We start from the raw sequence: 13,608 nt of genomic DNA on the forward strand, positions 1-13,608 counted from the left end.
AGGAGCCGAGAAGACCATGCCAAAACGTACAGACATAAAAAGCATCCTGATCCTTGGCGCTGGCCCGATTGTCATCGGCCAGGCCTGTGAATTCGACTACTCCGGCGCTCAGGCGTGTAAAGCCCTGCGTGAAGAGGGCTACCGCGTTATCCTGGTGAACTCTAACCCGGCAACCATCATGACCGACCCGGAAATGGCCGATGCAACCTACATCGAGCCGATTCACTGGGAAGTGGTGCGTAAAATCATCGAGAAAGAGCGTCCGGACGCGGTCCTGCCAACCATGGGCGGCCAGACGGCGCTGAACTGTGCGCTGGAGCTGGAGCGTCAGGGCGTGCTGGCCGAGTTCGGCGTAACCATGATTGGTGCGACCGCCGACGCGATTGATAAAGCAGAAGACCGTCGCCGCTTCGACGTGGCGATGAAGAAAATCGGCCTCGACACCGCGCGTTCCGGTATTGCACACAACATGGAAGAGGCGCTGGCCGTTGCGGCTGAAGTGGGTTATCCATGCATCATCCGCCCATCGTTCACCATGGGCGGCACCGGCGGCGGTATTGCCTACAACCGCGAAGAGTTCGAAGAGATTTGCGAACGCGGTCTGGATCTTTCCCCAACCAAAGAGCTGCTGATTGATGAATCGCTGATTGGCTGGAAAGAGTACGAGATGGAAGTGGTGCGTGATAAAAACGACAACTGCATCATCGTCTGCTCCATCGAAAACTTCGATGCGATGGGTATCCACACCGGCGATTCCATCACCGTTGCGCCAGCCCAGACGCTGACCGACAAAGAGTATCAAATCATGCGTAACGCCTCGATGGCGGTACTGCGTGAAATCGGCGTGGAAACCGGCGGCTCTAACGTGCAGTTCTCCGTTAACCCGAAAACCGGCCGTCTGATTGTTATCGAAATGAACCCGCGTGTGTCCCGCTCCTCCGCGCTGGCCTCCAAAGCGACCGGCTTCCCGATTGCGAAAGTGGCGGCGAAACTGGCGGTGGGTTATACCCTCGACGAGCTGATGAACGACATCACCGGTGGCCGCACCCCTGCGTCCTTCGAGCCGTCCATCGACTACGTTGTGACTAAAATTCCTCGCTTTAACTTCGAGAAGTTCGCAGGCGCGAACGACCGTCTGACCACCCAGATGAAATCCGTCGGTGAAGTGATGGCGATTGGCCGCACGCAGCAGGAATCCCTGCAGAAAGCGCTGCGCGGCCTCGAAGTGGGCGCGACCGGCTTTGACCCGAAAGTGAGCCTGGACGACCCGGAAGCGCTGACCAAAATCCGCCGCGAGCTGAAAGACGCGGGCGCGGAGCGCATCTGGTACATCGCCGATGCCTTCCGTGCTGGCCTGTCCGTCGACGGCGTGTTCAACCTGACCAACATCGACCGCTGGTTCCTGGTGCAGATTGAAGAGCTGGTGCGTCTGGAAGAGAAAGTGGCAGAGCTGGGCATCAACGGCCTGGACGCAGACTTCCTGCGCATGCTGAAGCGTAAAGGCTTCGCCGACGCGCGTCTGGCTAAGCTGGCGGGCGTGCGCGAAGCGGAAATCCGTAAGCTGCGCGACCAGTATGACCTGCACCCGGTTTACAAGCGCGTCGACACCTGTGCGGCAGAGTTTTCTACCGACACCGCGTACATGTACTCCACCTATGAAGACGAGTGCGAAGCGAATCCGTCCGTCGACCGCGACAAGATTATGGTGCTGGGCGGCGGTCCAAACCGTATCGGCCAGGGCATCGAGTTTGACTACTGCTGCGTACACGCCTCGCTGGCGCTGCGCGAAGACGGTTACGAGACCATCATGGTCAACTGTAACCCGGAAACCGTCTCCACCGACTACGACACCTCTGACCGTCTCTACTTCGAGCCGGTTACCCTGGAAGACGTGCTGGAAATCGTGCGCATCGAGAAGCCAAAAGGTGTTATCGTGCAGTACGGCGGCCAGACCCCGCTGAAGCTGGCGCGCGCGCTGGAAGCGGCAGGCGTGCCGGTTATCGGCACCAGTCCGGATGCGATTGACCGTGCGGAGGACCGCGAGCGTTTCCAGCAGGCGGTTGACCGTCTGAAGCTGAAACAGCCTGCGAACGCCACCGTGACCGCTATCGAACAGGCTGTCGAGAAGGCGAAAGAGATTGGCTACCCGCTGGTGGTGCGTCCTTCCTACGTACTGGGCGGCCGCGCGATGGAAATCGTTTATGACGAAGCCGACCTGCGACGCTACTTCCAGACCGCGGTGAGCGTCTCCAACGATGCGCCTGTGCTGCTCGACCGCTTCCTCGACGACGCGGTAGAAGTGGACGTTGACGCCATCTGCGATGGCGAAATGGTGCTGATTGGCGGCATCATGGAGCACATCGAGCAGGCTGGCGTACACTCCGGCGACTCCGCTTGTTCTCTGCCAGCGTACACGCTGAGCCAGGAGATTCAGGACGTGATGCGTCAGCAGGTGCAAAAGCTGGCCTTCGAACTGCAGGTCCGCGGCCTGATGAACGTTCAGTTCGCGGTAAAAGACAACGAAGTTTACCTGATTGAAGTGAACCCGCGTGCGGCACGTACCGTACCGTTCGTCTCCAAAGCCACCGGTATTCCGCTGGCGAAAGTGGCGGCACGCGTGATGGCAGGCCAGACGCTGGCTCAACAGGGCGTGACAAAAGAGATCATCCCACCGTACTACTCGGTGAAAGAAGTGGTGCTGCCGTTCAACAAATTCCCGGGCGTTGACCCGCTGTTAGGGCCAGAAATGCGCTCTACCGGGGAAGTGATGGGCGTGGGCCGCACCTTCGCAGAAGCGTTCGCGAAGGCGCAGCTGGGCAGTAGCTCCACCATGAGAAAATCAGGCCGTGCGCTGCTCTCCGTTCGTGAAGGTGACAAAGAACGCGTGGTTGACCTGGCCGCCAAGCTGCTGAAACAGGGCTTCGAGCTGGATGCAACCCACGGTACGGCGATTGTGTTGGGCGAAGCCGGCATCAACCCGCGTCTGGTGAACAAGGTGCATGAAGGTCGTCCGCACATTCAGGATCGTATCAAGAATGGCGAATACACCTACATCATCAACACCACCGCAGGCCGCCAGGCGATTGAAGACTCCAAGCTGATTCGCCGCAGCGCGCTGCAGTACAAAGTGCACTACGACACCACCCTGAACGGCGGTTTCGCGACGGCCATGGCGCTGAACGCGGACGCCACCGAGAAGGTGATTTCGGTGCAGGAAATGCACGCGCAGATTAGCAAGTAAGACAAATTGCCCGGTGCCGTTCGGTAACCGGGCATTCTTCCTCTCTTCAGAACCTTCTGGTTTTTCATCCGCTTTCAGTCAGTTAGCCTAAAATGGTTAGGTCGATAACGAAATTCATCTGAGAGCAGGGGAAAACACCATGCAAAATAAATTACTGATCGCTTCCGTTCTGGCTGCCACGACAATGTTTACCGTTGCGGGCTGTTCGTCTAATCAGGCCGTAAAAACCACCGATGGCAGAACCATTGTCACCGACGGCAAACCGCAGGTGGATGACGATACCGGTCTGGTGTCTTACAAAAACGCTGAAACCGGCCAAACTGAGCAGATTAACCGTGACCAGGTTAAATCGATGGGCGAACTGGATAACTAATTCAGAATTCTGACGTAAGCCCGTCAATAATATTCACTATTAGCCTGTTGAATTACTGACTACACTCTTTTGTTAAAAGAAAGCAGTAACAACAGGCTAATCAATGATTCTGATAATTTATGCCCACCCCTATCCGCACCATTCGCATGCGAATAAGCGGATGCTTGAGCAGGTAAGGACGCTTGATAACGTAGAGATACGTTCCCTCTATGAACTCTATCCCGATTTTAATATCGATATCGCTGCCGAACAGGAGGCACTTTCCCGTGCCGATCTGATTATCTGGCAGCATCCCATGCAGTGGTACAGCACGCCCCCGCTCCTGAAACTGTGGATTGATAAAGTCTTCTCCCACGGCTGGGCGTATGGTCACAATGGCCATGCGCTGAAAGGCAAAAGCCTGATGTGGGCGGTCACTACCGGCGGTGGGGAAAGCCACTTTGATATTGGTTCCTTTCCGGGGTTTGACGTGCTGGCGCAGCCGCTGCAGGCTACTGCGCTTTACTGTGGACTGAACTGGCTCCCGCCGTTTGCGATGCACTGCACCTTTGTTTGCGACGATGAAACGCTGCAGGCGCAGGCTCGCCATTATAAACAACGCTTACTTGAGTGGCAGGAGACGCACCATGGATAGCCATACGCTGATACAGGCGCTGATTTATCTCGGCGCGGCGGCACTGATTGTGCCCGTGGCGGTACGTCTGGGGCTGGGCTCTGTTCTCGGCTACCTGATTGCGGGCTGCGTCATTGGGCCGTGGGGATTTCGACTGGTCACGGATGCGGAGGCGATCCTCCATTTCGCTGAAATTGGCGTTGTGCTGATGCTGTTTGTGATTGGCCTGGAGCTGGATCCGCAGAGATTATGGAAGCTTCGCGCCTCGGTATTTGGCGGAGGCGCGCTGCAGATGGTGGCCTGCGGCCTGCTGCTCGGCGGGTTCTGTATCCTGTTGGGTATGGACTGGAAAGTGGCAGAGCTTATCGGCATGACGCTGGCGCTCTCCTCAACGGCCATTGCCATGCAGGCGATGAACGAGCGAAATCTGACGGTATCCCAGATGGGACGCAGCGCGTTCTCGGTGCTGCTGTTTCAGGATATTGCCGCTATTCCGCTGGTGGCGATGATTCCGCTGCTGGCGGCAAGCGGCTCGTCCACGACGCTGGGTGCGTTCGCACTTTCGGCATTAAAAGTCGTGGGGGCGCTGGCGCTGGTGGTCCTGCTGGGGCGTTACGTGACCCGTCCGTTACTGCGGTTTGTTGCCCGCTCGGGCCTGCGCGAAGTGTTCAGCGCCGTGGCGCTGTTCCTGGTGTTTGGCTTTGGTTTGCTGCTTGAGGAAGCCGGATTGTCGATGGCGATGGGGGCCTTCCTCGCAGGCGTTCTGCTGGCGAGCTCTGAATACCGTCACGCGCTGGAAAGCGATATCGAGCCGTTCAAAGGGTTGCTGCTGGGGCTGTTTTTCATCGGGGTGGGGATGTCCGTCGACTTCGGCACGCTGGTCACGCACCCGCTGCGGATTGTCATCCTGCTCGTCGGTTTCCTCGTCATTAAAATGGTGATGCTGTGGCTGATTGCGCGCCCATTGAAGGTGCCGAACAAGCAGCGCCGCTGGTTTGCCGTGCTGCTGGGTCAGGGAAGCGAATTTGCGTTCGTGGTGTTTGGCGCCGCGCAGATGGCAAACGTGCTCGATCCCGAGTGGGCGAAAGCGTTGACGCTGGCGGTCGCGCTGTCGATGGCGGCGACGCCTGTTCTGCTGGTGGTTCTGACGCGCCTTGAAAAATCGGGTAGCGAGCAGGAGCGCGAAGCCGACGAGATCGACGAGGAGCAGCCGCGCGTTATCATCGCCGGATTTGGCCGCTACGGGCAGATCGTGGGGCGTTTACTGCTGTCGAGCGGGGTGAAGATGGTCATCCTCGATCACGACCCCGACCATGTTGATACCCTGCGTAAATTTGATATGAAGGTGTTTTACGGCGATGCGACCCGCGTCGACTTGCTGGAATCCGCCGGGGCGGCAAAAGCAGAGGTGTTGATTAACGCCATTGACGATCCGGAGACCAGCATGCAGATGGTGGAGCTGGTAAAAGAGCATTTCCCTGCGCTGACGATAATTTCCCGCGCGCGCGATGTGGATCATTACATCCGGCTGCGGCAGGCAGGGGTTGAGGCGCCGGAACGTGAGACATTCGAAGGCGCGCTGAAGTCCGGCCGGATGGCGCTGGAAAATCTGGGGCTCGGCGCGTATGAGGCGCGCGAACGTGCGGATCTGTTCCGCCGCTTTAACACCGGGATGGTGGAAGAGATGGCGGCGATGGCAGGCAGCACGGCTACGGAGCGTGCAGCGGTGTTTAAACGCACCAGCGCGATGCTGACGGAAATCATTAACGAGGACCGCAATCACCTGTCGCTGATCCAGCGTCACGGCTGGCAGGGCACGGAAGAGGGCAAGCATACCGGCGATCCGGCTGACGAGCCCGAGAGTAAACCTTCCGCGTGAAGTGGAGTTGCCAGCAATAATAAAAAATTTCTGTATCTTTACTCTGCCGCCAGTCGACGAAAGATTAAGCTTTCCGTATAGTGGCGGCAATTTTTTGCATCCGGGAAATTTTCAATGATCAGTCTGATTGCAGCGCTGGCGGTGGACCGCGTTATCGGTATGGAAAATGCCATGCCGTGGAACCTGCCTGCCGATCTCGCATGGTTTAAACGTACTACGTTAAACAAGCCGGTAGTGATGGGCCGCCTGACCTGGGAGTCGATTGGTCGTCCATTGCCGGGCCGTAAGAATATCGTTATCAGCAGCCAGCCGGGCACTGACGATCGCGTCGAATGGGTAAAATCAGTAGACGAGGCGATTGCTGCATGCGGCAATGCCGAAGAGATCATGGTGATCGGTGGCGGTCGTGTGTATGAACAGTTCCTGCCAAAAGCGCAGAAGCTGTATCTGACCCACATTGATGCAGAAGTGGAAGGGGATACCCATTTCCCGGATTACGATCCGGACGAATGGGAATCTGTGTTCAGCGAATTCCACGACGCCGATGCGCAGAACTCCCACAGCTACTGCTTCGAGATTCTGGAGCGTCGTTAAGTGATTTTCCTACCCCTCTCCCCTCTTCCCAAAGGGGAGAGGGGACTGTTCGGTGCGGTCTTTTGGGGAGGGAGGCAATAGTCAGGAGGCAACGGCCTCACTTTCCCCTAAGTCCAGCTGTCGGTTGGACGGCTGCACAAAGTAAGCTTTATCTTCCCAGCGTAAGCAGGTTAACTCTCCGCCCCAGCAGCATCCGGTATCCAGACCGTAGATCCCGTCCGGCGTGCCTTTTCCTTCCAGCGCAGCCCAGTGACCAAATACCACGCTATACTCGCTTGTCACCGGTCCAGGAATAGCAAACCACGGTTTGAGCGGGGCAGGCGCGCTTTCCGGTGTCTCTTTGGAATACATGTCCAGCTGCCCGTTCGGGAAGCAGAAACGCATGCGGGTGAACGCATTGGTGATAAAGCGCAGGCGGGCCAGACCGCTGAGATCCTCGCTCCAGTGGTTCGGCATATCGCCGTACATGGCATCAAGGAAGAAAGGGTACGAGTCGCTCGCCAGCACCGCCTCTACGTCACGTGCGCAGGTTTTCGCTGTCTCAAGATCCCATTGTGGCGTGATCCCGGCATGGGCCATGACCAGCTTTTTCTCCTCGTCGACCTGAAGTAAGGGCTGACGGCGCAGCCAGTTAATCAGTTCGTCCGCGTCTGGCGCATCCAGCAGGGGAGAGAGGCGATCTTTAGGTTTGTTGCGGCTGATCCCGGCAAATACGGCCAGCAGGTGAAGATCGTGATTGCCCAGCACCATGCGAACGCTGTCGCCCAGCGATTTGACGAAACGTAAAACCTCAAGCGATCCCGGGCCGCGCGCGACTAAATCGCCCGTCAGCCAGAGCGTGTCCTGTCCTGGCGTAAAGTCGACCTGTTTTAACAATGCGATCAGTTCATCGTAGCAACCGTGAACGTCGCCAATCAGATATGTAGACATTAGATTAATGAATGAGTGTGGTTACGGCGAGACGGAACACAGGAATAGCAACGCGGAACACGTTGCCATCGACGTCGACCATTTCGTAATGGCCTTGCATGGTACCCAGCGGCGTTTCAATCACCGCGCCGCTGGTGTACTGGTACTCTTCGCCAGGGGCGATGTGGGGCTGCTCACCGACCACGCCTTCACCCTGAACTTCAATTTCGCGGCCATTGCCGTTAGTGATAAGCCAGTAGCGCCCGCGCAGCTGCACGGGCATCCGCCCCAGATTGCGAATGGTCACGGTGTAGGCAAAGACAAAACGCTCTTCATCCGGCGAGGATTGCGATTCAACATAGACGCTTTGTACATGGACACATACGCGGGGCGAATCAATCATGGCTTAACTCTCCTTCGGCGGCGCATTTTCGCTGATGTAATTAGCCAGCTTGCAGTACTGCTCTACGGAAATGTTTTCCGCACGCATTGCCGGGTCGATCCCCAGCTCTGCTAACACCTCAACGGTAAACGAATTGCTCAGGCTGTTACGGATCGTTTTACGGCGCTGGTTGAACGCTTCTGTTGTGATGCGGCTGAGTACGCGCAGATCTTTAACCGGATAAGGTTTTATTTTGTGCGGCACCAGGCGCACAACCGCAGAATCTACTTTCGGCGGTGGCGTGAACGCGGACGGCGGTACTTCGAGTACCGGGATCACGTTGCAGTAATATTGTGCCATCACGCTTAAACGACCATACGCTTTACTGTTCGGCCCTGCAACCAGACGGTTAACAACCTCTTTTTGCAACATGAAGTGCATGTCGGCAATGGCATCAGTATAGCTAAAGAGGTGGAACATTAGCGGCGTGGAGATGTTATACGGCAGGTTGCCGAACACGCGCAGCGGCTGGCCCATTTTTTCCGACAGTTCGCCAAAGTTCATGGTCATGGCATCCTGCTGGTAGATGGTCAGCTTTGGTCCGAGGAACGGGTGCGTTTGCAGGCGTGCGGCCAGGTCGCGGTCCAGTTCGATAACGGTCAGCTCGTCGAGGCGTTCGCCTACCGGCTCGGTCAGCGCGGCAAGACCCGGGCCGATTTCGACCATAGCCTGACCTTTCTGCGGATTAATAGCAGACACGATGCTGTCGATCACGAACTGATCGTTGAGAAAGTTTTGCCCGAAGCGTTTACGGGCTAAGTGGCCCTGATGGACTCGATTAGTCATTGAGTATTAACAATCATTTTGATGGCGAGATTAAGCGCCGTAATAAAACTGCCGACATCCGCTTTCCCCTGGCCTGCCAGATCCAGCGCAGTGCCGTGGTCAACGGATGTTCGAATAAAGGGTAAACCGAGGGTGATATTCACCCCGCGGCCAAAGCCCTGGTATTTTAGCACGGGCAGGCCCTGATCGTGGTACATCGCGAGCACGGCGTCGGCATTATCCAGGTATTTCGGCTGGAAAAGGGTGTCCGCAGGCAGCGGTCCACTGAGATTCATCCCCTTCGCCCGCATTTCGTTGAGCACCGGAATAATGGTGTCGATCTCTTCGGTGCCCATGTGCCCGCCTTCTCCGGCGTGCGGGTTCAGACCGCAGACCAGCACGTGGGGCTGCGGGATCCCAAATTTTGTCTGCAGATCATGGTGCAAAATCCCGATGATCTCGCGCAGGAGTTCAGGGGTGATCGCATCAGGAATGGCTTTGATCGGCAGATGGGTTGTCACCAGCGCAACGCGCATCGCTTCGGTCGCCAGCATCATCACCACTTTCGGGCTGTGCGAGCGCTCTTCGAAGAACTCCGTATGCCCGGTAAACGGTATGCCCGCTTCGTTGATGACGCCTTTGTGGACGGGGCCGGTGATCAGAGCGGCAAATTCGCCCTTCAGGCAACCGTCGCAGGCGCGAGCAAGGGTGTCAACGACGTAATGGCCGTTTTCCGTGCTGAGCTGGCCTGGAACAACGGGTGTACGAAGGGGGACAGAGAGCAGCGTGAGCGTACCGGCCTGCTGTGGTGCGGGCTGTTGGCCTTCATCGTAAGGGATGAGCGTTAGAGGCAGACCGAGCAGCTTCGCCCGGTCTTGTAACAGTGTTGCATCAGCGCAGACAACCAGTTCTACCGGCCAGCTGCGCTGGGCGAGCTGGACAACGAGGTCAGGCCCAATCCCGGCGGGTTCGCCGGGCGTGATAACAACACGATGCTGTTTCATTAGTTGCTCAGCACTTTCACATAAGCACTGGCGCGTTGTTCCTGCATCCAGGTTGCCGCTTCTTCAGAGAATTTACGGTTAAACAGCATACGGTAGGCTCTGTCTTTCTGCGCCGCATCCGTTTTGTCCACGTTGCGTGTGTCCATCAGTTCGATCAGATGCCAGCCAAATGAAGAGTGAACCGGGGCGCTGAGCTGACCCTTATTCAGCTTCATCAGTGCATCGCGGAAGGCAGGATCGTAAATGTCCGCTGCCGCCCAGCCCAGATCGCCGCCCTGGTTCGCAGAGCCAGGATCCTGAGAGAACTCCTTCGCTGCATTGGCAAACGAGGTTTTACCGCTCTTAATGTCCGCGGCAATCTGCTCCAGCTTCGCACGCGCCTGATCGTCAGTCATAATCGGTGACGGCTTCAGCAGAATGTGGCGAGCGTGAACTTCAGTCACGGAGATGTTCTGGCTCTGACCGCGCAGATCGTTCACTTTCAGAATGTGGAAGCCCACGCCTGAACGGATTGGACCCACAATATCGCCTTTCTTCGCCGTGCTCAGCGCCTGAGCAAAGATGGAAGGCAGCTCCTGAATACGTCCCCAGCCCATCTGGCCGCCTTTCAGCGCCTGCTGGTCAGCGGAGTAGGTGATAGCCAGCTTGCCAAAGTCGCTGCCGTTACGCGCCTGGTCGACAATAGAACGTGCCTGACTTTCTGCTTCCGCAGCCTGATCGGACGTTGGGTTCTCTGGCAGTGGGATCAGAATGTGGCTCAGGTTCAGCTCTGTGCTCGCATCGTTCTGGTTGCCCACCTGCTTTGCCAGCGCGTCCACTTCCTGCGGCAGGATCGTGACGCGGCGGCGCACTTCGTTGTTACGCACTTCCGAAATCAGCATCTCTTTACGGATCTGGTTGCGGTAGGTGGCGTAGCTGATACCGTCATAAGCCAGACGACTGCGCATCTGGTCTGGCGTCATGTTGTTCTGCTTTGCAATGTTAGCGATGGCCTGATCGAGCTGCTCGTCAGTCACCTTCACGCCCATTTTCTGACCCATCTGCAGGATAATCTGATCCATGATCAGACGCTCCAGGATCTGATGGCGCAGCGTAGCATCATCCGGAAGCTGCTGGCCTGCTTCGCCCGAATTGAGCTTCACGGATTTCATCAGACCGTCAACGTCACTTTCGAGCACGACGCCGTTGTTAACGACAGCCGCGACCTTATCAACAACCTGGGGGGCCGCGAAGCTGGTATTCGCAACCATAGCGACACCGAGCAGCAGCGTTTTCCAGTTCTTCATACTTTTTCCATTTCAATTAACCGCAAAGCGGATTACGTTGTAAATCAAGCACATTACAAAGAGCTACTGTACGGCAGAATGTTCGAACGTAGCATCTGATGCGTGCCAAGGCCGTAGTTGGAACTCAGGCCGCGCAGTTCGACATTAAAGCCAATCACGTTATCGTATTTGCCCTGATTGTTTTCACTGTCCCAGCCGTTAAGCTTACGCTCGTAACCGACGCGCAGCGCGTAACAGCAGGAGTTATATTGCAGACCCACCATCTGGTCCGCTGGCTTATTCGCGTTAGTGTCAAAGTAGTAAGCGCCTACGATTGACCAGCGGTCGGCGATAGGCCAGCTTGCTGCGCCACCCACCTGCGAGATGCCGTCTTTATACTGTTCATTGCCAGCATAGGAAGGCAATGTTGCCTGAATATATTCCGGGCTGGCGTAACGATACGTCAACTGCATCATCCGGTCTTCATCGCGGCGGTACTCAATAGCCGCGCTACTTGTGGCGATATTATCGAGGCGAGTGTCATACTGCACGCCGCCACGCAGACCCCAGCGGTCAGTCATGCGCCAGTAAGTATCACCCGCCCAAACCAGCGATCCCGTTTTGTTGTCTTTCTCCCAGTTAATGTTGTCATCACCGGTACGTGACTCGGTGAAATAGTAGATTTGACCAACAGAAACGTTAAAACGTTCAACGGCGGCATCATCATAAACGCGCGTAGTGACGCCTGTCGTTAACTGGTTAGCGGATGCGATACGGTCCAGACCGCCATAAGTACGGTCACGGAACAGGCCGCTGTAGTCAGACTGCAGTAAAGAAGAGTCGTAGTTCTGGATATTGCTCTGATCGCGATACGGCACGTACAAATACTGCATACGCGGTTCAAGCGTCTGGGTATAACCATCCGCCAGCAGGCCCATATCACGTTCGAAGATCAACTTGCCGTCCATTTTGAACTGTGGGAGCGTTCGGTTTACCGACTCTTCCAGATGCGCATTTCGGGTGGCATTGTAATTATCAACATTTTTTTGTTGATAGTGAGTCGCCATCAGCTTGGCTTCGGTATTCAGGCTTGCCCAGTCGTTAGACCACGGCAGATTGATCGTCGGCTCAAGGTGAAGACGCGTGGCTTCCGGCATATCCGAATCCGTGTTCACGAAATGTACTGCCTGAGCGTAAACCCGGGTGTCGAATGGACCTACGTTATTCTGATACCAGTTAACGTCCAGCTGCGGCTCTGCGCCATAGGTAGGCGTGGACTGGTCAGAGAATACCTGGAACTGCTTGGTTGAGACGGTGGCATCAAAGTTCTGCACCGCGTAGCCAACGCTGAACTTCTGCGTGGCATAGCCATCCGTGCTCGAACCGTATTTGGACGAGAAATCGTTAAAATAAGATGAGTCGCTAACTTTGGTGTAGTCAATATTAAAGCGCCACACCTGATCCATCACCCCGGCATGCTGCCAGTAGAATAACCAGCGGTGTTTATCACCTTCCGTTGGATGCTCATCCTGGAACACTTTATCTGACGGCAGATAATCCAACTCCATCAGGCCAGCCCCGGCCTGAGTCAGATAGCGGAACTCATTCTCCCACATGATGTTGCCGCGCTTGTGGATATAGTGCGGCGTGATCGTGGCGTCCATGTTGGGCGCGATGTTCCAGTAATACGGCAGGTAGAACTCAAAGTAATTCGAGGTGCTGTATTTGGCATTGGGGATCAGGAAACCTGAGCGACGCTTGTCACCCACGGGAAGCTGCAGGTAAGGGCTGTAGAAAACCGGAACTGGGCCGAGCTTAAAGCGGGCGTTCCAGATTTCCGCGACCTGTTCTTCACGGTCATGGATAACTTCGCTCCCGACCACGCTCCAGGTATTTGAACCCGGCAGACAGGATGTAAAGGAGCCATTCTCCAGAATCGTATAGCGGTTTTCACCGCGCTGCTTCATCAGGTCCGCTTTACCGCGTCCCTGGCGACCCACCATCTGGTAATCACCTTCCCAGACGTTAGTGTCTTTGGTATTCAGGTTTGACCAGGCTTTCGGACCTTTCAGGATGACCTGATTATCGTCATAGTGCACATTACCCAGCGCATCCACCGTTCGTACCGGCTCGGCCGCGCCTTCCGGCTGCTTCTGGTGCAACTGCACTTCATCCGCCTGCAGGCGGCTATTGCCCTGGTTAATATCCACATTACCCGTAAACGTGGCATTGTCAGGATAAGTACCTTTGGAGCTATCGGCAGTAATGGTTACCGGCAAGCTATTTGTATCGCCCTCCACCAGTGGGCGATTATAACTTGGGACGCCAAGCATACACTGCGAGGCGAGATCGGCCGCCAGCCCCTGTTGACTGTAAAGGGCGGAGCCAATCATTGTGGCCAGGAGGGTGGGGATACGTTTTTTCATACGTTATATTTTATTGTTCCGTCATCAGTGGCTACGGCTTACAAACGCTCAGAGACTATCTTACTCATCTGCGCAGTACCAGCGTTAATCCTGCCCG

Annotated in this window: 11 protein-coding genes; 5 read left to right on the plus strand and 6 right to left on the minus strand. The window is 56.2% G+C overall.

Annotation, left to right across the window (positions count from 1 at the left end; translation table 11 throughout):
• Positions 1–16 precede the first annotated feature (16 nt).
• The 5 genes from carB to folA all read left to right on the plus strand — a co-directional run bounded on the left by carB (position 17) and on the right by folA (position 6,700).
• Positions 17–3,241, plus strand: coding sequence for a carbamoyl-phosphate synthase large subunit (carB, locus tag AC4ICF_RS03520; protein WP_008502028.1), 3,225 nt, complete (start codon positions 17–19; stop codon positions 3,239–3,241).
• A gap of 139 nt (positions 3,242–3,380) precedes the next feature.
• Positions 3,381–3,614, plus strand: coding sequence for a YgdI/YgdR family lipoprotein (locus AC4ICF_RS03525; RefSeq protein WP_116342438.1), 234 nt, complete (start codon positions 3,381–3,383; stop codon positions 3,612–3,614).
• A 103-nt stretch (positions 3,615–3,717) separates the two neighbouring features.
• Entirely contained in the window at positions 3,718–4,248 is a 531-nt protein-coding gene (gene kefF / locus AC4ICF_RS03530; protein WP_116342440.1) for a glutathione-regulated potassium-efflux system oxidoreductase KefF, read from the plus strand.
• Positions 4,241–6,106: a glutathione-regulated potassium-efflux system protein KefC gene (kefC, locus tag AC4ICF_RS03535; protein WP_192981971.1), complete on the plus strand. Its 1,866-nt coding sequence runs from the start codon at positions 4,241–4,243 to the stop codon at positions 6,104–6,106. Before kefF ends, kefC begins: the two co-directional genes overlap by 8 nt.
• Positions 6,107–6,220: 114 nt before the next feature.
• Positions 6,221–6,700 carry a type 3 dihydrofolate reductase gene (gene folA / locus AC4ICF_RS03540; RefSeq protein WP_008502023.1) on the plus strand — a complete coding sequence of 160 codons (480 nt, stop codon included), beginning with the start codon at positions 6,221–6,223 and terminating at the stop codon, positions 6,698–6,700.
• 81 nt (positions 6,701–6,781) lie between these two features.
• On the opposite strand, the gene apaH is transcribed toward folA, so the two are convergent.
• From apaH to lptD, 6 genes are read right to left on the minus strand one after another with little or no spacing between them, the layout of a single operon-like run.
• Positions 6,782–7,630 (minus strand): bis(5'-nucleosyl)-tetraphosphatase (symmetrical) ApaH, encoded by an 849-nt coding sequence (apaH, locus tag AC4ICF_RS03545; RefSeq protein WP_116342444.1) that lies wholly within the window; start codon positions 7,628–7,630, stop codon positions 6,782–6,784.
• A 4-nt stretch (positions 7,631–7,634) separates the two neighbouring features.
• On the minus strand, positions 7,635–8,012 hold the full coding sequence (gene apaG, locus AC4ICF_RS03550; RefSeq protein WP_014882505.1) for a Co2+/Mg2+ efflux protein ApaG: 378 nt from the start codon (positions 8,010–8,012) through the stop codon (positions 7,635–7,637).
• Between the two features lie 3 nt (positions 8,013–8,015).
• A complete protein-coding gene (rsmA, locus tag AC4ICF_RS03555) occupies positions 8,016–8,837 on the minus strand; it encodes a 16S rRNA (adenine(1518)-N(6)/adenine(1519)-N(6))-dimethyltransferase RsmA (protein ID WP_316379708.1) in 822 nt (273 codons plus the stop codon).
• Positions 8,834–9,820 (minus strand): 4-hydroxythreonine-4-phosphate dehydrogenase PdxA, encoded by a 987-nt coding sequence (gene pdxA, locus AC4ICF_RS03560; protein ID WP_163330298.1) that lies wholly within the window; start codon positions 9,818–9,820, stop codon positions 8,834–8,836. Before pdxA ends, rsmA begins: the two co-directional genes overlap by 4 nt.
• A complete protein-coding gene (surA, locus tag AC4ICF_RS03565) occupies positions 9,820–11,106 on the minus strand; it encodes a peptidylprolyl isomerase SurA (RefSeq protein ID WP_116342448.1) in 1,287 nt (428 codons plus the stop codon). Before surA ends, pdxA begins: the two co-directional genes overlap by 1 nt.
• Positions 11,107–11,159: 53 nt before the next feature.
• A complete protein-coding gene (lptD, locus tag AC4ICF_RS03570) occupies positions 11,160–13,511 on the minus strand; it encodes an LPS assembly protein LptD (protein WP_316379707.1) in 2,352 nt (783 codons plus the stop codon).
• Between the last annotated feature and the right edge of the window lie 97 nt (positions 13,512–13,608).

Source organism: Enterobacter sp. ECC_219_Taxon_10 (genome assembly GCF_058354905.1).